The sequence below is a fragment of the Pseudomonas sp. ANT_H4 genome, assembly GCF_008369295.1.
GTDB lineage: Bacteria > Pseudomonadota > Gammaproteobacteria > Pseudomonadales > Pseudomonadaceae > Aquipseudomonas.
In genome coordinates this window covers 12,362-34,474 of record NZ_VOBG01000035.1, presented here as the reverse complement: position 1 = coordinate 34,474, position 22,113 = coordinate 12,362, and the positions used below count along the sequence as shown (strand labels likewise).

Here is a 22,113-nt window from a genome sequence, read left to right as displayed (position 1 = left end):
CCGTCATGAACAGGCATTCGCCCACAGCGGCGAAGCAGTGCGGCATGGCGATTATCAGCGCCTTGCTGATCGCCGCTGTGGTGGCGGTGATCGCCGGCGCCATGCTGACCCGACAAACTGTCTTCACCCGCAGCCTGGAAGCCGAGCAACTGCGCATCCAGGGTCAGTGGGCGTTACAGGGCGGGCTGGAAGTCAGTCGCCAGTTGCTATGGGAGGCGCGTCAGAAAGATGTGCTGACTCGACTCGACCAGCCCTGGGCGCGGCCGTTGGGGGGAGCCTTTGAGGGGCAACTGGAAGACGAACAGGGCAAGTTCAACCTGCGCAACCTGGTGGCCCATCAGCAGCCGGATGCCGCGCAACTGCAGAGCTTCGAGCGGCTGTGCCAGTTGATCGGCGTCAACCCCGCGGTGAGCCGGCGCATCAGCCAGCGGGTGATCGCTTCCTATGATCAACGGTTGGCGGCATCGTCACCGAGCACGGGTTTTAACAGCGGCCGTGACACCTCGCCTGGCGCAGTGAACGACCTGCTGCCGGCCAAGCGTGCGATGTTGCGCAGCCTGGACGATCTGGCGGGCATCGAGGGCCTTGAGCCGCGCCTGCTTGGGCGTATGGCGGTGTATGTCAGCGTGCTGCCCGGCAACACTTGGGTCAACGGCAATACCGCCAGTGCCGAAGTACTCAGTGCGGTTGTGCCGGGGCTTGGCTTGCCACGGGCACAGGCGCTGGTGGCCGAGCGTGACGGCGGCCGCTGGTTTATCAATCGCGGTGATTTCGTCAACCGCTTGCGCATGCCACAGGTGGCGGTGGACACGATGCAGGTGGGGATTACCAGTGAGTGGTTTCGCCTGCACGGCCAGGCCCGCCGCGGACAGCGTCGGGTGACGATGGAGGCGCTGCTGTTCCGGCCTGAAGACCGCCAGCCCCAGGTAATCTGGTCGCGGGTGGGCGCATGAACCGCCTGCGTATTGCCTTGCCGCCACTGGATCAACTGAGCGCCGAGAGCCCGGTGCAGTTCGCCTGGCTCGACCGCGCCGGGCAGGTCAGTCGCCAGGGCCAGAGTAGCCTGGCTCAGCTGGGACAGGCTCATAAAACGGCGGCGGCCCAGTGTTTTCTGCATCCTCGGGACAGCCTGCTGACCAGCCTGGAGCTGCCGCAATTGCCAGCCACCAAGGTGGCGGCGGCGGTGGCCTGCGCAGCCCAGGCGCTGATACTCGGCCCGGTGGAACAGATATACGTCGCCCACGGCCCACGGGAGAGCAATGGCCTGGTGCAGGTGGGCTGGTTGCCCAAGGCCCACCTGGAGCAGTTGAGCCAGGTAATGAACCAAGTACAACTGAAAGTACGCGGTTTGTACCCGGCGCCCTATGCCTTGCCGGTACCGGCTGCGGGGCAACTGACAGCGGCGTTTGCCGACGGCCAGTTGCTGTTGCGCCACAGCCTGCAGCAGGGCGCGGTGCATCCCCTCGGGCAGCAGGCGCTGGATGATCTGCTGGGCAGCGGCGTCGACCTGAGCCGTATCAGTGAAGACGCCCCGCAACGCTGGAGCGGCGCAACCCCGAGCTGGGGCTTTCACGGTCGGCTCAAACGGGCCAACGGAACGGCCGGCTGGGGCCGGGCGCTGGGTTTTACGGCGGTGGCTGTGGCGATCTGGACCCTGGGCTTGAACCTGTACGCGGCGCGTCAAGTGGATGGGGGTCAACAGCTCAAGGCGCGGATGAGTCAGCAGGTGCGCCAGGCTTTTCCCGAACTGCCGGTGATCCTCAACCCGTTGCAACAGGCCCGCCAGCAATTGGCTGCCCGCCAGAGCGGCAGCGACCCAGGCCAGCGTTTTAACAGCCTGTTGCAACTGGCCGGCAGCAGCATGCCGTTTATGGTTGCCAGCGTCGATTCCCTGGTCTTCGAGCAAGGCCGCCTGCACCTGAACCTGCTCGCCGATAGCCGTAACCCTGGCGCCGAAGGTGACTGGCAAGCGGTGCTGGCCAAGGCTGGTTTCACTGCCAGTCGTGATGACCATGGCTGGACCTTGGGTCCGCTCGCCGAGCCGACCACTACCGAAACCGGCACGGGAGACGACGATGAGTAATCCCCTGATCGCCCGCTGGCAGCACCTGCGCAGCCATAGCGAAGTGTTCTGGAGCGGCCTGGCCCTGCGGGAAAAGCGCCTGCTCGGCGGGGCCGTTCTGGTGCTCTCGGGGCTGTTGATCTGGCTGATATTGATTCAGCCGCCGCTGAAGAAGATTGATTACTGGCAAGCCGAAACCCCCAGGCTGCGAGCTCAGGCCGAAACCTTGCAAGTGCTGTTGCAGGGCCTCGCCCCAGCGCCCGGCGCCGGGCAGGATCTGGATTTGGCCTTGCGCCAGGTCCTCGACAGCGCTGGGCTCCAGGGCCGTTATCAATTGGAAAGCACTGCCCCCGGCAGTTGGCGCCTGACCTTTCAAGACGCCCCGGCGGATGCCGTGGTGGGTTGGTTGCTGGGCAGTATCCGGTCATTTTCCCTGGAAGTGTCCGAGGCGCGCTTGCAACGTGCAGGCGACACCACCGAAAACCCGTCCGGCACGTTGTCCGGGACCGTTCGCATGGATCAGGCGCTTGGCGCTAAGGAAGCTTCATGAAGTGGTCAGTCCCCTATTCGGCGCCTTATCGCAAGGTCGCGCCCTTGTTGTTGCTGGCGCTGAGTGCGTGCAGCAACACCCAGTCGCCTACACCGCCGCCGTTACTGGTGGACAGCGAACTCGGCCAGCCGCTGGCTGATACCCGGCGCAGCGGTGATGTACTGTTGGAACGCCAGCGCGAGCCGGCACAGCGGCCCCGCGTGCAACACCCGGTGACCAACAGTGCTCGTGGCCATGCCGCCGCGCCTGCCAAAGGCCGCAACCCCTTGGGCGATCAGCCGGTGCAACTGAACTTTGTCGACGCCGATATCCAGGCCGTGGTGCGTGCCTTGTCCCGTGCCACTGGCCAGCAGTTTCTGGTGGACCCTCGGGTCAAGGGCAACCTGACCCTGGTCAGCGAAGGCCAGGTGCCGGCGCACCAGGCCTACGACATGCTCCTGGCGGCATTGCGCATGCAGGGCTTCAGCGTGGTGGACGTCGGCGGCGTCGCCCAGGTGGTACCCGAAGCCGATGCCAAGCTGTTGGGCGGGCCGATCTACAACGCCAGCAACCCCGGCGGCAACGGCATGCAGACGCGCACCTTTCGCCTGCAATACGAAAACGCGGTGAACCTGATTCCGGTGCTGCGGCCGATCGTTTCACCCAACAACCCGATCAACGCCTACCCCGGCAACAACAGCATCGTCATCACCGACTACGCAGAAAACCTGGCGCGGGTGGCGCAGATCATCGATGGCATCGACACCCCGAGCGCCATCGACACTGATGTGGTGGCGGTGCAAAACGGCATTGCTGTGGACATTGCGGCGATGGTCTCGCAGCTTTTGGAAACCCAGGGCAGCGACCAGACCCAGAAGATCAACGTAATCGGCGACCCGCGCTCCAACTCGATCATCATCCGCGCCGGTAGCCCCGAGCGTACCGAACTGGCGCGCAACCTGATCTACAAACTGGACAACGCCCAGAGCAACCCCAGCAACATGCACGTGGTGTACCTGCGCAACGCCCAGGCGGGAAAGTTGGCGCAGTCCCTGCGAGGTTTGCTCACCGGTGAGAGTGATAGCGGCACCAGCGATAACGCCCGTTCCAAGTTGAGCACCATGGGCGGCTCGGGCCAGAACGGCCAGGGCAGTACCCAGAACAGCAGCGGCACGCCCACCGGCAGTGGCGTTCAATCCGCCAATGCCGGTTACGGCCAGGATGCCGGTTCCACCAGCGGCGCCAGCTATTCGCCCAGCGATCAGAACACTGCCTTCAGCGCTGGTGGCGTGACGATCCAGGCGGACGCCACCACCAACACCTTGCTGATCTCGGCGCCCGAGCCGCTGTACCGCAACCTGCGGGAAGTCATCGACATGCTTGATCAGCGCCGCGCCCAGGTGGTGATTGAAAGCCTGATCGTCGAAGTCAGCGAGGACGATGCCAGTGAGTTCGGCGTGCAGTGGCAGGCCGGGAATCTGGGAGGCAAGGGTGGTTTTGGCGGGGTCAACCTCGGCGGTAGCGGGCTTAACGGTACGCCCGCCAGCAAGACCAGCATCGACGTATTGCCCAAGGGTTTGAACATCGGCCTGGTGGACGGCACGGTGGATATTCCGGGGATCGGCAAGGTGCTGGATCTCAAGGTGTTGGCCAGGGCGCTGAAGAGCAAGGGCGGCACCAACGTGTTGTCGACGCCCAATCTGTTGACCCTGGATAACGAGGCGGCGAGCATTTTTGTCGGGCAGACGATTCCATTTGTCACGGGCAGTTATGTGACGGGGGGCGGTGGCACCAGCAACAATCCGTTCCAGACGGTGCAGCGCGAAGAGGTGGGGCTCAAGCTCAATGTGCGGCCGCAGATTTCCGAGGGTGGCACGGTGAAACTGGATATTTACCAGGAGGTCAGCAGCGTGGATGCGCGGGCTTCGGTGGCGGCGGGGACGGTGACCAACAAGCGGGCGATTGATACCAGTATTTTGCTCGATGATGGGCAGATCATGGTGCTGGGTGGGTTGCTGCAGGATGGCTATAGCCAGAGTAATGATGCGGTGCCTTGGTTGTCGGATATTCCGGGGTTGGGGGCGTTGTTTCGTAATGAGAAACGCAGTGTGACGAAGACCAATTTGATGGTGTTTTTGCGGCCTTACATTATTCGCGACAGTGGGGCGGGGCGCAGTATTACGCTCAATCGCTATGAGTTTATGCGCAGGGCTCAGGGTGGGTTGCAGCCGGAGCGTAGTTGGGCGATGCCGGATGTGCAGGCGCCGCAGTTGCCTTCGGTGCACAAGGCGATTCCTGAGGTGGGGCAGGGGCCTCGGGCGGTGATTCGGGCGGTGCCGGTTCAGGGGGGCGCGCGGCCATGAGCCTGCTCCCCTACGTCTGGGCCAAATCCCAACGCATCCTCCTCCACCCAGGTGAAGAAGGCCCCACCCTGACCATCTGCCCCTCAACCCCCGGCTGGTCCATTAGCGAAGTCCACCGCCAGTTTGGCCAAACCCGCCTGGAGCAGGTCCGCGACGACCAACTCGACGGCCTCCTGGCCAGCGCCTACGCCGACACCGGCAGCGCCGCGGCCGTGGTCGGCGCCGCCGAAAACGAAGTCGACCTCGACCGCCTCATGCAAGACATCCCTGAAATCACCGACCTGCTCGACACCCAGGACGGCGCCCCGGTGATTCGTATGATCAACGCCTTGCTGACCCAGGCCGCTCGCGACGAAGCCAGCGATATCCACATCGAACCCTACGAAAGCCATTCCGTGGTGCGTTACCGCGTCGACGGCTCCCTGCGTGATGTGGTGTCGCCACGTAAGGCGCTGCACGGCGCGCTGGTGTCGCGTATCAAGATCATGGCCCAACTCGACATTGCTGAAAAACGCTTGCCCCAGGACGGCCGCATCGCCCTGCGCGTTGCCGGGCGGCCCATTGATATTCGCGTGTCCACCGTACCCACCGGCCACGGTGAGCGGGTGGTGATGCGCTTGCTGGACAAACAGGCCGGGCGCCTGCAGCTGGAAACCCTCGGCATGGCCCCGCAATTGCTGGCCCGCCTCGACACGCTGATCCGCCAGCCCCACGGTATCGTGCTGGTCACCGGGCCCACCGGCAGCGGCAAAACCACCAGCCTCTATGCGGCCCTGGCGCGGCTGGACGCCAGCACCAGCAATATCCTCACCGTCGAAGACCCGGTGGAATACGACCTGCCGGGCATCAGCCAGATCCAGGTCAATGCCAAGATCGACATGACCTTCGCCCTGGCCCTGCGGGCGATTCTGCGCCAGGACCCGGACATCATCATGATTGGCGAGATCCGCGATCTGGAGACTGCACAAATCGCTGTGCAGGCTTCGCTGACCGGGCACCTGGTGCTCGCGACCCTGCACACCAACGATGCGGTGTCAGCGGTGAATCGCTTGATCGACATGGGTGTTGAACCGTTCCTGCTGGCTTCATCCTTGCTCGGCGTATTGGCCCAGCGGTTGGTGCGGCGCCTGTGCCCGCACTGCAAGCAAGAAGACCCGTCGGCACCCGGCACATGGCGCCCGGTGGGTTGTGCTCACTGCAACCAGATGGGCTATAGCGGCCGTACCGGTATCCATGAATTATTCTGCATCGACGACGACCTGCGCGGCCTGATCCACCAAGGCGCTGGCGAGCAGGAACTGCGCGCCGCCGCACGCCGCGCCGGGATGTTGAGCATGCGCGAAGACGGCGAGCGCTGGGTGCGCAGCGGCGCCACTGCGGCCGAAGAAATCCTGCGTGTAACCCGGGACGCCTGATGAACCGATACCGATACGAAGCCGCCGACGCCACCGGCAAGCTGGAGTCTGGGCACCTGGAAGCCGACAGCCAGAGCGCGGCCTTTGCCAACCTGCGCAGCCGTGGCCTGACCGCCTTGCTGGTGCAGATCGAGGGCAACCAGAGTGCCGCCGCCGGCAGCAGTCTGTTCACCGCCAAGCTCTCGGATAACGACCTGGCCTGGGCCACTCGGCAGTTGGCCAGCTTGCTCGGTGCGAGCCTGCCGTTGGAAGCGGCCCTCAGTGCGACGGTGGAGCAGGCCGAGCGCAAGCACATCGCCCAGACCCTCAGCGCAGTGCGCGCCGATGTGCGCAGTGGTATGCGTCTGGCCGATGCGCTGGCGGCGCGGCCCCGGGACTTTCCGTCGATCTACCGTGCGCTGATCGCGGCAGGGGAGGAGTCTGGCGACCTGGCCCAGGTCATGGAGCGCCTGGCCGACTACATCGAAGAGCGCAACAACCTGCGGGGCAAGATTCTCACTGCATTTATCTATCCCGGCGTGGTGGGGCTGGTGTCCATCGGCATCGTGATTTTCCTGCTCAGTTATGTGGTGCCGCAGGTGGTCAGCGCGTTTTCCCAGGCGCGCCAGGACCTGCCGGGGCTGACCCTGGCGATGCTCAATGCCAGTGACTTTATTCGCGCCTGGGGCTGGCTGTGTTTTGTCGGTCTGGTGGGCGGTTTCTGGAGCTGGCGCCTGTACTTGCGTAACCCAGTGGCGCGCTTGAACTGGCACAGTCGCGTCCTGCGCCTGCCGCTGATCGGGCGCTTTGTGCTGGGGCTCAACACCGCACGGTTTGCCTCGACACTGGCGATCCTCGGTGGCGCCGGTGTGCCGCTGTTGCGGGCGTTGGAAGCGGCGCGCCAGACCCTGTCCAACGACCGTTTGAGCCTGTGCGTCACAGACGCCACCGCCAAGGTTCGCGAAGGCGTCAACCTGGCCACTGCGCTGGCGGTGGAGAAGGTGTTCCCGCCGGTACTGATCCACTTGATTGCCAGCGGTGAGAAAACCGGGTCCTTGCCGCCGATGCTGGAGCGTGCCGCGCAAACCCTGTCACGGGATATTGAACGGCGGGCCATGGGCATGACGGCCTTGCTTGAACCGCTGATGATCGTGGTGATGGGGGCGGTGGTGCTGGTGATCGTCATGGCGGTGCTATTGCCCATCATCGAGATCAACCAATTGGTCACATAGCCGTTGTCGAGCCCCAGCGAGGCTGCGTCGGCCGCACTACCACCCTCAATCCATCGATACCGAGTCCCCAACCTCGGGTTCCTCATTCTGTCATCTGCCTACCCCTCGACACGGCCCGCGCTGCCTCCAGCCCAGGGCCGAAAAAACCTCTTGAAACCTCGCTGTCACCTGGGTTGAAACAGCCCGGTTTTGTTGCCAAAACACCCGAGAATCTTTTTAAAAATCAAGCCTTTCCTCCCGAGGTTTTTTCCTACATCTGTCATCGGAAACTGCGAACTTCTTCGCTATGGCCTCACCCCTAGAGCCCTCTGAATCAAGGCTTGAAACCCGAGCGCCATGGCGTCATGCAAGAACCCACTACCCAACGTACAAACACGATGAAAGGAGCTTCTTCATGTTTAAGCGCAACGTTCTCGCGGTATCCATGACCCTCGCGGCCCTCTGCTCGGCCCAGGCTGCACTGGCTGACATCAACGGCGGCGGCGCTACCTTGCCACAACCGCTGTACCAGACTTCTGGTGTACTGACTGCCGGTTTCGCCCCCTACATCGGTGTGGGCAGCGGCAACGGCAAGGCAGCGTTCCTGACCAACGACTACCGCAAGTTCGTAGCCGGTGTTACCAACAAAAACGTGCACTGGGCGGGTAGCGATTCCAAGCTGACAACTGCTGAACTGACCACCTATGGCACTAACAAGCAACCTACCTGGGGCCCGCTGATTCAGGTGCCCTCGGTGGCTACTTCGGTTGCCATTGCCTTCAACAAGGCTGGTGCCAATGCGGTCAACCTCAGCGTTGACGATCTGTGCGGTGTGTTCTCGGGGCGTCGGACCGACTGGAGCCAGATCAGCGGCGCCGGTCGTACCGGCCCAATCACCCTGGTTTATCGCAAAGAGAACAGCGGTACCACTGAACTGTTCACTCGCTTCCTTAACGCCAAGTGCAAACCATCCCTGGAAGGCGGCACCTTCGCCGTGACTCAGGCGTTCGGCAGTAGCTTCTCCGGCGGTCTGCCGACGACTGCCCTCAACCCCCTGCAACAGCCGATTCCGGGCAGCACTACCACCCCGCCAGAAACCTATAAAGACACCAGCGAAGGTGTGATGAGCACGCTGAACTTCGCCGAAGGCCGAATCACTTACATGAGCCCGGATTACGCTGCGCCTACCTTGGCTGGCCTTGATGACGCTACCAAAGTCGCTACCGTTGCCGGTGTTTCGCCTGCTCCAGGTAACGTTTCTACCGCTATCTCTGTAGTAGCAGTACCTGCCGTAATCAACCGCGCCAACCCGAACGCCTGGGTACCGGTGTTCGCTGCTACCACCAGCACTACTGATCCAAGCGTAGTGGCCTATCCAGACAGCGGCTATCCGATCCTTGGCTTCACCAACCTGGTGTTCAGCCAGTGCTACGCCGACGCCACTCAGACCTCGCAAGTGCGCGCGTTCTTCACCCGTCACTACGGCAACGCGGTCAACAACGACACCGCCATCAACAACAACCGCTTCGTGCCACTGCCGAAGGCTTGGAAAGATGCAGTTCGTGAAACTTTCATCACTGCTGCCAGCGACCTGAGTATTGGCAAATCCAACACCTGCAACGCCATCGGTCGTCCGCTGTAACCCACGCTTTCACCGACCCGCGACACCCAATCAGCAACGGCCTGTGCCGTTGCTGATTTTTTTGCAGGTGCCTCTTTATTTTTCGTAGCCAGGTTTTGCCTTCAAAGATCTTGGGCACCCACAGTCGGTTGACGGACATCCGTCAAACCCTGCGTCAAGTATCAGCCTTATATGAATTTTCGATGACAGATGTTCAGTCCCGCCCCTCGCCAACCGCCTAACTCCCATACGTGACGCGCGTCGCCAGTCGCCCATGAGCAATAACAAAGAAGGATGATTCCAGATGGTCCGCTGCAAACCACCGGTTAACGTGAATGCCCAAGGCCCTGGCAACGGTCAGACGATCCTGCGCCTCAAGCCCCTGGCCCATGCCATTGCCTTGCTGCTGGTGGCGGGCAGTGCCCACGGTGCCACGGCCTTCAGTTCCGGCTGGTTCGCCGACAAGGGCGCGTCCCAGGCGGCGACGGCGGCGCGTCCCGGGGCGCAGGTGCCGGGGATGCCGCCGCCGTTGTCCCAGCAGGCCCGCGTCAACCAGCAGTTGCAGCGCTCCCTGAGCACCCTCAACACCAGCGTCGCGGCGATTGCCGCGCAACAGGCAGCCCAGGCAGCGGGGCGGCAGGCAGCGTTGGGGCACATCTCGACCATCCCCGATGGCCTCGGCAAGGGCGGGCTCCAGGTTGATAACAGCCTGACCCAGGGCTGGACCAATGCCAAGGGCCCGACCCAGAGCCAGGCCGGTGGCAAGACCACGGTGACCATCGAGCAGACCGCTGACAAGGCGATCCTCAACTGGGAGACCTTCAACGTCGGGCGCAACACCACCGTCGATTTCCAGCAGCAGTCCAACTGGGCGCTGCTCAACCGGGTCAATGACCCTAACGCTCGCCCCAGTGAGATCCAGGGCCAGATCAAGGGTGCCGGCACGGTGATGATCATGAACCGTAACGGTGTGGTCTTCAGCGGCAGCAGCCAGGTCAACGTACGCAACCTGGTGGCGGCTGCGGCCACCATCACCGATGACCAGTTCACCTTGCGCGGAATTTATGTCGATGCCAATGGCACCCAGCCAACCTTTACCGATGCGGCGGGCAAGGTCGAGGTGCAGCGCGGGGCGTTGATCCAAACTCATGCCCCGGCCACGTCCACTGACTCCGGCGGCTACGCCTTGCTGCTGGGCTCGGAAGTGGAAAACGCCGGCACCATCATCACGGCCAAGGGCCAGACCACCCTGGCGGCGGGCGACAGTTTTTATATCCGGCGCGGTGTCGGCACGGCGGGCAATGACCGTTCCACCACCCGTGGCAATGAAGTGGCCACCAGCCTCAAGGCCGGCAGTACTTCGGGCAAGGTCAGCAACAGCGGCTTGATCATGGCCTCCACCGGCGATATCACCCTCACCGGGCACCAGGTAGAGCAGAACGGCGTGGTCCTGGCCAGTACCTCGGTGGACACTCGCGGCACCATCCATCTGCTCAACTCGGCCAGCGACAGCACCGGTAGCGTGACCCTGGGCCAGGGCAGCACCAGCGCGATTCTGCTGGACAGCAGTGGCAGCACCGCCCTCAACAGCCAGAAGGACAACGGCCTGATCAAGCTCGACGGCCATGCGGCCAACCTGATCACCGGGCAGTTCAATAATCTGAGCAGCGTCGCCGATCGCACCGACCAGTCGCGGATCGAGATCGTCAGCGCCAGCACCGTGGACTTCCAGAAAGGCTCGATTACCCTGGCCACCGGCGGTCAGGTGGTAGTCAGCGCCAGCCAGCGCAGCCTGGTGCGCGATGGCTCGATGATCGATGTGTCTGGTGCTATCGGCGTCAAGGTGTCGATGCAATCCAACAACATCAAGATCAACGTCCAGGGCAACGAGCAGCGCGACGCGCCGGTCAACCGGGAAAGTGGCAAGTTGATCAACAATGATGTGTGGGTCGACTTGCGGGAGCTGGTGTTCGTCCCCGCGGGCACCAACGGCTATGCCACGGATCGTTGGTACACTGCAGGCGGTCTGTTGGAAGTGGGCGGCTACCTCGGCACTCAAGGCCACTCGGTGGGCGAGTGGATGGCCCAGGGCGGCACCGTGACCTTTACCGGCAAGGACGTGGTGACCCAGCAGGGCGCCCAGATCAATCTGTCGGGAGGTACCGTCGATGTGCAGGCCGGTTATATCCAGCAAACCTGGCTCAAGGGCCCTGATGGTCGGCTCTATGAACTGTCGAAAGCACCGGGGGACATTCTGTACACCGGGTTCTACAAGGGCTTTGAAGACAGCAGTACACGTTGGGGCCGCACCGATCTTTATTACAATCCGCTGATCGCCTCGCAACGCCGCTATGAGGCCGGTTATACCGTGGGCCGCGATGCTGGCAAGCTGGTGGTGGGCACGACCAATGCGGTGCTGGAAGGGCAGTTGATCAGCGACGTGTTCCAGGGTGATCGCCAGACCCTGGCGCCCAATATCAACCTCGATGGTTATCAGCAGTCGCAGAAGGCAATGGCCCAGCGTGCGCAGCTGATCATTGGCCAGTACATGCCGATCTTCAATAAAAGCACCGGCACCTTGCGTTACGCCTTGACCCCGACCACGAACCAGGTGCTGATCGAGGGCAACTCGCAAAAAATTGCCGATGGCCTGGATCTGAGCACTGCGCTACCGGCCGAGCGTCAGGGCAAGCTGGTGCTCGACAGTGACCAGCTCAACGGCTACCAGTTGGGCGCCATCAAGGTGGGGGCCAAGCAGCAGATTGAGGTCAACGGTGCGCTCAAGGTGGCGGACGGTGGCGATATCACCCTGTATGCACCCGGGGTCAAGGTCAACGCCAACCTGACTGCCCACGGTGGCAGTATCAATGCCGGGAACGTGCTCAGTCAGATTTATCTCAATGGCAACAACGTTGTCACCGATGTGATCCTGCCGGGCTTGGCGGGAGTCAGTGTCGCCGATGGGGTCAAGCTGGATGCCTCTGGGCGCTGGAACAACCTGGCGCTGGACCCTTCGATCACCGACGGTGTGGCCTATATAAACGGCGGCAACGTGTCGCTGCGCAGTACCGGTGACGTGAAACTGGCGGCCGGTAGCCTGGTGAGTGTGTCCTCCGGCGCAACCATCGGCCTGGACGGCACGGTCAGCGGCGGCAAGGGCGGCAGCGTGACCCTGGGCGCCTTTGGTGCACTGGAGTTGGGCGGTGATATTCGCGGCTATGGCGTCAGTGGCGGTGGCACTCTGGCCCTGCAAGCCCAAAAGATGCTGGTTGGTAATAACGCCAGCGTGCCGCAGGCCGGTACCTTGCAACTGGCCGGTGACTTCTTCAACAAGGGTTTCTCGGCCTATGACATCACCGGCAATGAAGGTCTGATCGTCGCCGATGGGACCAAGGTCGACGTCAGCATGCCGGTCTACCGTTTAGGGGAACAGGCGGCGACTACGCCGAGCGGTAGCGACCCTGCCACGACCCTGGAACGCTGGACCCCGCAGCTGTATCAGGAAGATGCGACCAAGGGTGTGCTGACCCAACGCCGTGGTGCCAGCCTGAACCTGGCCGCCGGGTATCAGGACTCCACGGCCGCGCAGATGGCGACCACCGCCCTGACAGTGGGTCAGGGCGCAGTGATTAGTGTCGATCCTGGCCAGGCCATCAACCTGCGCAGTATCGGCCAACTGACCGTCAATGGCACGCTTAACGCCTGGGGTGGTAGCGTCAGCGTCGCGGGCATAAGTACGACTGACTCCGAAAAGGTCGATGCCATCGGCCACGGTCGCTCGATTTGGATTGGCGAGCAGGCATTGATTGATGTGGCAGCCCGCTCCGTAACCGCGGTGAACAATCGCGGCGGGCTTTACGGCCAAGTGCGCAACGGCGGCCAGATCACCATCGGCGGTGATATCAACCCGGCCACCGGCATCGCCAAGGCCAGCGACTTGTTTGTAGTGGTACGCGAAGGCGCGCGGCTGGATGCTTCTGGCACTCAGGCGCTGTTGGATATTCCGGGGCAGGGACGCACGCTGGTGGCGAGCAATGGCGGCAGTATTGCCTTTGCTTCCAACAATGGCCTGTACCTGGACGGCAGCATTGTGGCCAAGGCCGGTGGCAAGGGAGCCGCGGGTGGGCGCCTGGCGCTGGCGCTGGAGTCTGTGTATTACCAAAGAGCCTATGCCAACGATCGGGTTCTGGCCCCCCGCGAGATGATTCTCAGCCAGGTCCACCGGGCCAATATCTTACCCGATACTGCCGAGTCAGCTGCCGACTCGCTGATTTATGGTCATGGGCGGCTCGGGGCAGATCAAGTGATAGCCGGTGGTTTCGACAGTCTCGCCTTGTTGAGCCGAACACTGTCATTTGCCGGTGATGTATCACTGAACATGGGACAAAGCCTGGAACTGTATTCCGGTGGTATGGGCTTGGCCCTAGGAGCTTCGAACACCTCGCAGGTTAGCCTTAATGCGCCCCATGTAGTGCTCAGCGGAATACTCTCGCCGCTCAGAAACGAAAACTTCCTGATTTCGCCGTCATCAGCGCAGAAGCCCGCGATACCAGGCCAAGGCCTGTTCACGCTCGACAGCGACTTGCTGGATATTCGTGGTGAGGTGTTTTTCGCACTCAATTCGGGTTTTGATCAGGTACACCTCAACAGCCGTGGTGATCTGCGGTTCCTCGCTGGTCGTGATGGCGCGGTGACAGAAGGCTTCAGCACGATACTGGAATCGGCGGGCGACCTGACCTTGCGCGCGGCCCGAATCTACCCTGGCAGCGGGATCAGCGCTCAGGTATTGGTAGGCTCTCTGGGCGGCAATAACCAGAAAAAGGAGTTCGACCCAACGCGCACCCTGACCATCGAGAAAGTTGGCAGCGATACAGGTGTCGCGCCGTACTCGGTGTTCGGGCGCCTGCAACTGGGCGCCGCTACTATCAAACAAGGCGGCGTGCTGCGTGCGCCCTTGGGGGTGATCGAACTCGGCAACCTGGGCAGTACCAGGGTCGAGCTGTTACCCGGCAGTCTGACCTCGGTCAGTGGCCGGGGCCTGGTATTGCCGTATGGCGGTACGGTGGATGGCCAGACCTATCGCTACAACGGCAAGACTGTGAATTTCGTGGGGCAGGGTGGGGTGGTGATTGGCAGCGGCGACCTGACGGTCGGGGTGATCCTGGGCGGCAAGTCCGTGGTGGTATTGCCCGAGGCTGTCCTGGACCTTTCCGGCGGTGGTGAACTGTTAGGGGCCGGGTTTATTTCCGGGCGCGGCGGTTCCACCGATGCGCGCTACAACCCGCTGGTGCAGTTCGGGGCCAATGGCGGGTTTGCGCTGCCGGGGCTGAACACCAACCCGGTGTACGCCATCGTGCCTGGCGCTCAGCCGGGGTATGCGCCGGTGGCCGCCGAGGGCGGTGCGGTGGCGCCACTGGTCGGTCAGCAGATCACCATCGGTGCCGGGGTTTCGGGGCTGCCGGCCGGTACTTACACCTTGATGCCATCCACTTATGCGCTGATGCCGGGGGCGTTCCGGGTTGAGATCAATGGCTTGGCCGGGCTGGGCAGTGACGCTGGTGCCACGCCAATGCGCAACGGCTCATGGTCCACGGTAGGGCGTTTGTCGATTATTAACACCGGTATCCAGAACGACCTGGTCAGCCAAGTGATCCTGACGTCGGCCGACACCTTGCGACGTTATTCCCAGTACAACGAAACCGGTTACACCCAATTCGCCATCGCCGATGCCGCCAAGCTCGGTGTGCCACGACCTTTGCTGCCGATGGATGCCAAGACCCTCAAGCTGGCGATGAATGTCGGGGGCGGCAGCGATACGTTTTCGTTCAAGGGCATTGGCCGCTTTGATGCAGCGCCAGGAGGCTTCGGCGGTACGGTGGCGCTGATCAACCGGTCACTTGGCGATATGCAGATCGTCGATGCCAGCAAACCGTTTGATCCAGGGTTCACCGGCTTGACCGTGGATGCCCAAAGCCTCAACGCCCTGGGGGCCAAGCGCCTGCTGGTGGGTGGCCTATCGATGGTGCTTTATGGCCAGGGTGGCAACACCATCGAATTTGCACGGGGGGAAAACGCCCCGGGTGGTTCGATCCTGTTGCGAGCCGGTGTGACCCTGGCGGCGCCGGAGGTGATTTTGGTAGCCGGTAGCGGCGATATCGTGATCGAGCAGGGCGCGTCAATCAATACCATCGGGCAGGGGGCGGCGTCCTATGATGCCCGTGATGGTTTTGTCTACAAAGGCGTGCCCAACATGCTGGCGGTGTCCAACGGCCTGCTCAATGTGCTGCCCTACGTTAATGCGGGGGATATCAAGACCGGCGGTATTCAGATTGGTGTCTGTGCCACTGGCAGTTGCTCGGGGCAAACCTCGCTCTATTCGCAGGGCAGCATCGTCGCGGCAACCGACACAGCCTTGGAGCTGGGCGACCAGGTGCGCTACGGCACTCGTCACCTGGCGCTGGCCTTGAGCAATATCAACGTCGGCAGCACCGCGGGCCTGGCCGATGCCGCAGCACGCAACGTGTTGCCGGCCGGCCTGACCCTCAACCAGCAGGTGCTCGATCGCTTGTTGCGTGGCGATACCCAGTTCGGTGCGCCGACCCTGGAAACCCTGCAACTGTCGGCCAGCAAGGCCTTCAACTTCTACGGCACCACGACTCTCGACACTTACGACCCTCAGACTGGCAAGTCGCGCCTGGACAATTTCCTGTTGTCCACCCCGGCGATTTACGGTTCCGGTGATGCCAACGATGTGGCCACTATCCACACCGCCCATTTGATCTGGCAGGGCTCCGAGGGAGCACCCGGAGCGGTCATCGCCGGCGGTGCCGGTATCGGTAGAGGGCGTCTGGATATCAACGCCGAGCGTATTGAGTTTGGCTATGGTGCCTTCTCTCAGAAGAGCACCACCAAGACCTTCGACCGCCTGGCCCTGGGCTTTGCCAACATCAACCTCAACGCCAGTGAACGCATCACTGCGAACCACAAGGGCAGCCTATCGGTGTACCAGCGCCAGTCTGGGTATGACCCGGTCAAGGGCTTCCAGTACATCGGTGGCAACCTCAATATCCTCACCCCGCTGATGACCGGTGAAGCCGGCTCGGCGAACCGCATCACGGCGGGCGGTGCGATTGACGTGGCAGCCTCGGCTGGTGTGCGTGGCACGGTTAACGGCCTGGGCGCCGAACTGTCCTTGCAAGGTGACAGCATTCGCCTGGCCACTGCGGTGGTGCTGCCTAGCGGCAAGGTCAGCCTGGGCGCCCGTGGCGACGTGATCCTTACTGGCGACGCCTTGATCGACGTCGCCGGTCGCGCCATCGCGTTCAACGACGTCACCCAATACAGCTGGGGCGGCGATGTGCTGCTGGACAGTCGCACCAACAATATCCTCCAGGCGGTGGGGTCAACCATCGACCTGTCGGCCACACACAATCGGGCCGGCAAGCTGCGGGCTATGGCGGTAGATGCGGCGGGGGGGATTGTCGACCTGCAAGGCAAGATCCTTGGCGGCAGCAGCGGCTATTACGATGCCGGCGGCACCTTGATGCCTTATCAGGCCGGTACCGTGGAAATCCAGGCCCAACGCCTGGGCAGCAGCGCCAACCTGGACCAACAGTTCGCCGACCTTAACCAGCGCCTGAACGGGGGCCAGGTGTTTGGCTCGCGCAGCTTCCAGCTCAAACAGGGCGACTTGACCATTGGCAACGGCCTCAAGGCCGGCACCATCAACGTGTCCGTGGACAACGGCAGCCTGTTGGTTACAGGCAGGGTGGACGCGAGTGGTGAGCGCGTTGGCAGCATCAACCTGGCGGGCAAACATGGCCTTACCCTGGATGGCAGTGCGGTACTGGACGCCCATGGCAGCAAGTTGCGGGTGGACAGCTACGGCAAAATCATCGACTCACCCAACCGGGCGATGGTAATCCTCGGCTCCGGCACCGGCCTGTTGACCTTGGCCGACGGTGTACGCATCGACCTGCGCCACGGCACCGACGTTGTGAAGGGTAACGACGGTCGCAATCGCGGCACCCTGGAGCTGAATGCGCCACGGCTGATCAACCTCGATGGCACCAGCAATGACATCGCCATCGACGCACATGGCCAACTAAATATCCAGGGCGCCCGCTCGATCACCCTCAACGGCATGATCAGCTATGACGATGCCGAGGTGAAAACCGACTCTACCGCCAGCGGTCGGCCATATCAGGTGATCGATCAGAACTACCTGGAGAAAAAGCATGATTTGAGCGTCAAGTTTATCGACGCTGCACTGCTCAACAATAATCTGCGGCAAAACAAACTCGCCGGTCTGAATAACGCGACCTACGCCGATGCCTTCCACTTGCGGCCAGGGGTGGAAATCGTTAGCAAAACGCCGGACGGTGATCTGGTGGTGCAGGGCGATCTCGATCTCTCTGGCTTCCGGTATGCCAGCCTCAACCCACACATCAAGAAGACAGACGATGTTTACGGTTCCGGTGAGTCGGGCAGCTTGACCTTGCGCGCCAGTGGCGACCTGAATATCTACGGCAGTATCAACGATGGCTTCGCGCCACCGCCCGAGACCGTTGATGACAAAGGCTGGGTGCTGTTGCCGGGTATCGACTTTACCGGAGGCGATATTGTGGTGCCGGGTCATGGCGTAACCCTGGCGGACGGCACTGCGTTCCCGGCGGGCACGGTGCTCAATTACGACCTGCCGATCAAGGGCATGACCATGGCTGCCGGTACCCGCTTGCCGGTGCGCGCGACCCTGACCCAAGACCTGGTGCTGCCGTCTGGCACTGTATTGGCTGCGTCGGTGCTGGATGCTTCCGGCAATGTGCTGTTGGCGGCAGGTACGTTGTTGAGCCAGGCGCACACACTGGTGGCCGGTTCGCAGTTGGAAGCTGGCAGCCTGCTGGCTCAAGGTACTAAATTTGGGGCCATGACCTGGCCCAAAGGTGTGCCGCTGCCCTCCGTAGATGCCGCCACGAGGGCCACTGACAATATCGTCACCCTCAACGGCAATATACCGCTGCCACGGGGCGCACTCATTCCTTCGGGGACCAATATCAAGTTGCTGGCCGGTGCGGACTCGGTGCAGTTGCGTGCGCAAGTGGCTGGGAAGCCGAATCGGCTCTGGGCCATTTCGCCGATGCTGGCTGAAGGTTCGCAATCATGGTCGCTGCGCCTTGTGGCAGGGGCTGACACCGAGGCGGCGGACAGCCGCATCCTGCAAGCGCATCCGCGCAGCGGTGACTTGCATCTGGCGGACAGTCACTACGGCATGTTTGCCAAGCAACTGCCTCCAGAAGGTGTTCAAACGTGGACTGCGCAGGCGATCCTGGACCTCGGGCCGGATGGGGAGGGGCTCGATATCAAAGAGGGTGAGCCGATTGACCAGAAGCTGTTTGACGACTTAAGCCTAGGCACGGTTGCCGACTTCTGTCTCAGTTCTGCGGAGTACTGCGCTATCAAGGCTCAATATGTATGGACCCAAGTCGCGGTGGACGACTTGGGCGTCGAAGAGGGGACGGTGATCACTGACGCGATTGTCAAGGAGTTCAACAATCCAACGATGCATTCGGTCGAGGATTTGTGCGCCCAGTTGCCCAGTTACTGTCTTTCCCTGAGCGTCACGAAGTATGCAGCAGTGCCATCAAGCACGCGTTTCAGTGTGATCCGCACCGGCACCGGTGACCTTGAGCTGCTCAGTGCCAGTAACCTGAGCATGGATTCGCTGTACGGGGTCTATACGGCGGGCACGTCCTCCACGTCCACTTACAAGGGCGACCCTTATAACCAGCCCAAGGCTCTGGGGCGTGGCAAGACCGTACTCAATGACCCTGGCAGCTACTTCGAACAGTTCGTCAACGGTGACACTGGCAGCCTGTACCGTGCCTGGTACCCGGAGGCAGGCGGCAACCTGACGATGAACGTAGGTGGCAACCTGACGGGGAACATCGTTGCTCCACTCAATAGCGGCTTTTTTCGGCCTAACCCTTTGGATGCCGGCACAGATTCGGCGAGTGTGGGTAATTGGCTGTGGCGCCAGGGCAGTGCGGATGTGAATGTCGGCGGCCAACCCCAACCGACGGCCTGGTGGATCAACTTCGGTAGCTACACGGCCGACAATGACCTGGCGAGTAAGGCTGCCAGTGCGGATCAGTTGGTCGGCTTTACCGGTTTCGGCACGTTGGGCGGTGGTGATCTGGACATACAGGTCGCGGGTGACGCAGGGTTACTTCAGCGCATGGCCGGTAATGCCATGCGTTCCTCCGCCAACCCGCGCAGTCAAGGCCTGGTGCTGGCCGTTGGCAGTACTGGCCGAGTGGCGAGCGATGGCAGTCTGCAGTTGACGGGCGGTGGCGATTTGCGCGTGCGTATCGGTGGTGCCGTGAACCCGGCCAGTGACCTTTTGGTCGGCGGGCAGAACGGCATGCTGGTGAATTTACGTGGTAATGCGCAGTTGCTTGGCGGTGCCCTGGGCCAGATTGACCTGCACTATGGTAGCGTCAAGGAAGATCACGGTGCTGGCGAAACCCGGGCATTCGATGCATTGCAGGCCACCCGTGGCCGGGCAGTGGGCGGCATGACACTGGTGCCGGGCGATGCCACATTTAGCCTGGCGACACTGGGCGATGTTGTTTTGCAGGATGTGGTGGATCCAGGGCGAGTGGAACTGCTCAACAGTTCGCCATTCACACGTGGCTCCAAGGAACAAGGGAACTTGGAGCACGGTATTGGCACCAGTTGGTTCTCGCTGTGGACTGAACGTACTGCCATTGACCTGTTTTCAGCGGGAGGCAATTTGACCCCAAACACTGGAGGCATAGCGTCAGACCTGGCGATTGTCTATCCCTCGATTGTTCGGGCAACGGCGGCCAGCGGCAGTTTTTACTACGGCAAAGCCGCTGCCTCACCGCAGTTCGACCTGGATTACAGTTCTGCTCTGTTACTCGCCCCAGGCGCCCACGGCCAGTTGCAGTTCCTGGCTAACGACTCGATTTATGCCGGCGGTATGTTCGTGACGCCATCGTCGGCCGATCCGAGCGTCATGGCGACCCCTTCGCGTCCGGCGTTTGTCGGCAGGGTTAACAGTGAGGTCGCCGTTGACGGCAGCAACCTGTCGGCGAACGGTAGTCCTGCGAATGGCAATCCATTGCCATTGTTCGTCTTTGGTTCCGCCAGCGCGTCGACAACCTCGAACCGCTCAACCGACCCTGCACGTTTCTATGCGGTTACCGGGGATCTGGTGGGGGTCACCAGTGGACGGATCATCTCCTTTGACTCTGGCCCAACGTATCTTCATACGGGGCAGACCTGGTACGAGGGCGGTGCGCCGGTGTGGATGATGGCCGGACGGGATATTGTCAGCAGTGGCAGTCGGTTTAATACCATTCCCAGCCCCGAAAACGCCCTGTCGACGGGCAACCTGTTCATCCATAACAGCCCCAACGATATATCCATCGTCTCTGCCGGGCGCGACATCCTCTACAGCAACTTCCAGGTCGCCGGCCCCGGCACCCTGGAGCTGACTGCTGGCCGCAACATCCTCATGTCTGGCGGCGACGTCCTGAAGGGCGGCGAGGTAAGTGTCACCAGCCTCGGCCCTGTCGCCCCAGGCGATAACCGCCCCGGCGCGAGCATTGTCATGCAAGCCGGCGCCGGCCCCAACGGCCCGGATTATCGGCGCTTTGTGGAGGCCTACCTCAACCCGGCCAACCTGGCGCAGCCGGGTGAGGCGCTGTCAATCCAGGGCCGCAAGGTCGCCAAGACCTACGAAAACGAACTAGTCACCTGGCTGGCCGAGCGCTTCGGTTTTGAAGGTGACAGCGAGCAGGCCCGAGCCTATTACACGGCGCTGTCGGCGGAGCAACAGCGGGTGTTTGCCCGTGAGGTGTATTTCACCGAGCTCAAGGCTGCCGGCCGTGAATACAACCAGGACGGCGGTGCGCGCCAGGGCAGTTATGTACGGGGGCGGGCGGCGATTGCTGCACTGTTCCCGGACAAGGACGTGGCCGGCAATACGATCACCTACAAGGGCGATATCACCTTGTTTGGCGGCTCCGGCGTGCACACCAATTTTGGTGGCTCGATCCAGATGCTCACCCCTGGCGGCGGCCAGACCTTCGGCATCGAAGGCGCTGCACCACCGGCTTCGGCGGGGGTTATTACCCAGGGCGCGGGGGATATCCAGCTGTATTCCATGGGCAGCATTCTGCTGGGCCAGAGCCGGATCATGACCACCTTTGGCGGCTCGATCATGGGCTGGTCGGCAGCGGGGGATATCAACGCCGGCCGGGGGTCCAAGACCACCGTGGTGTATACGCCGCCCAAGCGGGTCTATGACGGTTGGGGCAATGTGACCTTGTCGCCGTCGGTACCGAGCACGGGGGCAGGGATTGCCACGCTTAACCCGATCCCGGAAGTGCCCGCGGGGGACATCGACTTGATTGCGCCGTTGGGCACGGTTGATGCGGGGGAGGCGGGGATTCGGGTGTCGGGCAATATCAACATTGCGGCGTTGCGGGTGGTGAACGCGGCGAATATCCAGACCCAGGGCAAGTCATCCGGGGTGCCGGTGTCGGCGGCGGTGAATACCGGGGCGATGAGCTCGGCCAGCGCGGCGGGTGCGGCGGCGTCCCAGGCGGCGGAAGATGCGGCGCGTAATCAGCAGGCGGCGGCGCGCGGGGACAGGGCTTCGATTGTGACGGTTGAGGTGCTCGGGTTTGGTACAGAGCCAGTACCGCGAGGGCAGGAGGATGCGCGCAGGGCGCCGGTGTATAACCCGGACAGTCCGGTGCAGGTGTTGGGCGCGGGGCCTTTGAGTGAACAGGCGCGGGCGCGGTTGACGGATGAGGAGCGGGGGCAGATTAGTTTGTAGGGTTTTGATGGACCTCTCGTTGTAACCAGTTTGGGGCGATCAGTGATTGCCCCTTTTTTTGCGGT

At 62.3% G+C, this 22,113-nt stretch carries 8 protein-coding genes; all 8 read left to right on the top strand.

Going from position 1 to position 22,113, the window contains the following annotated elements; all coding sequences use genetic code 11:
• Positions 1-5 precede the first annotated feature (5 nt).
• The 8 genes from gspK (at position 6) to FQ182_RS26990 (ending at position 22,048) form a co-directional block, all read left to right on the top strand.
• A complete protein-coding gene (gspK, locus tag FQ182_RS27025; RefSeq protein WP_149414577.1) occupies positions 6-953 on the top strand; it encodes a type II secretion system minor pseudopilin GspK in 948 nt (315 codons plus the stop codon).
• The gene (gene gspL / locus FQ182_RS27020) at positions 950-2,083 is read left to right on the top strand and encodes a type II secretion system protein GspL (RefSeq protein ID WP_149414576.1); all 1,134 of its coding nucleotides are present in this window, start codon (positions 950-952) and stop codon (positions 2,081-2,083) included. Before gspK ends, gspL begins: the two co-directional genes overlap by 4 nt.
• On the top strand, positions 2,076-2,612 hold the full coding sequence (gene gspM, locus FQ182_RS27015; RefSeq protein ID WP_149414575.1) for a type II secretion system protein GspM: 537 nt from the start codon (positions 2,076-2,078) through the stop codon (positions 2,610-2,612). The genes gspL and gspM overlap by 8 nt, the downstream gene beginning before the upstream one ends.
• Positions 2,609-4,954, top strand: coding sequence for a type II secretion system secretin GspD (gspD, locus tag FQ182_RS27010; RefSeq protein WP_149414574.1), 2,346 nt, complete (start codon positions 2,609-2,611; stop codon positions 4,952-4,954). The genes gspM and gspD overlap by 4 nt, the downstream gene beginning before the upstream one ends.
• Positions 4,951-6,369 carry a type II secretion system ATPase GspE gene (gene gspE, locus FQ182_RS27005; RefSeq protein ID WP_149414573.1) on the top strand — a complete coding sequence of 473 codons (1,419 nt, stop codon included), beginning with the start codon at positions 4,951-4,953 and terminating at the stop codon, positions 6,367-6,369. The genes gspD and gspE overlap by 4 nt, the downstream gene beginning before the upstream one ends.
• Positions 6,369-7,580, top strand: a complete 1,212-nt coding sequence (gene gspF / locus FQ182_RS27000; RefSeq protein ID WP_149414572.1) for a type II secretion system inner membrane protein GspF — start codon at positions 6,369-6,371, stop codon at positions 7,578-7,580. Before gspE ends, gspF begins: the two co-directional genes overlap by 1 nt.
• Positions 7,581-7,974: 394 nt before the next feature.
• Positions 7,975-9,201, top strand: coding sequence for a substrate-binding domain-containing protein (locus FQ182_RS26995; protein WP_149414571.1), 1,227 nt, complete (start codon positions 7,975-7,977; stop codon positions 9,199-9,201).
• 283 nt (positions 9,202-9,484) lie between these two features.
• Complete coding sequence (locus FQ182_RS26990; RefSeq protein ID WP_149414570.1) at positions 9,485-22,048, top strand: filamentous hemagglutinin family protein; 12,564 nt, start codon at positions 9,485-9,487, stop codon at positions 22,046-22,048.
• Positions 22,049-22,113 lie beyond the last annotated feature (65 nt).

Bases quoted from the DNA above. Each gene is read 5' to 3' on its own strand.
- FQ182_RS26995 (WP_149414571.1), top strand. From the start codon at position 7,975: ATGTTTAAGCGCAACGTTCTCGCGGTATCCATGACCCTCGCGGCCCTC.
- gspF (WP_149414572.1), top strand. From the start codon at position 6,369: ATGAACCGATACCGATACGAAGCCGCCGACGCCACCGGCAAGCTGGAG.
- gspM (WP_149414575.1), top strand. From the start codon at position 2,076: ATGAGTAATCCCCTGATCGCCCGCTGGCAGCACCTGCGCAGCCATAGC.
- FQ182_RS26990 (WP_149414570.1), top strand. From the start codon at position 9,485: ATGGTCCGCTGCAAACCACCGGTTAACGTGAATGCCCAAGGCCCTGGC.
- gspD (WP_149414574.1), top strand. From the start codon at position 2,609: ATGAAGTGGTCAGTCCCCTATTCGGCGCCTTATCGCAAGGTCGCGCCC.
- gspE (WP_149414573.1), top strand. From the start codon at position 4,951: ATGAGCCTGCTCCCCTACGTCTGGGCCAAATCCCAACGCATCCTCCTC.
- gspL (WP_149414576.1), top strand. From the start codon at position 950: ATGAACCGCCTGCGTATTGCCTTGCCGCCACTGGATCAACTGAGCGCC.
- gspK (WP_149414577.1), top strand. From the start codon at position 6: ATGAACAGGCATTCGCCCACAGCGGCGAAGCAGTGCGGCATGGCGATT.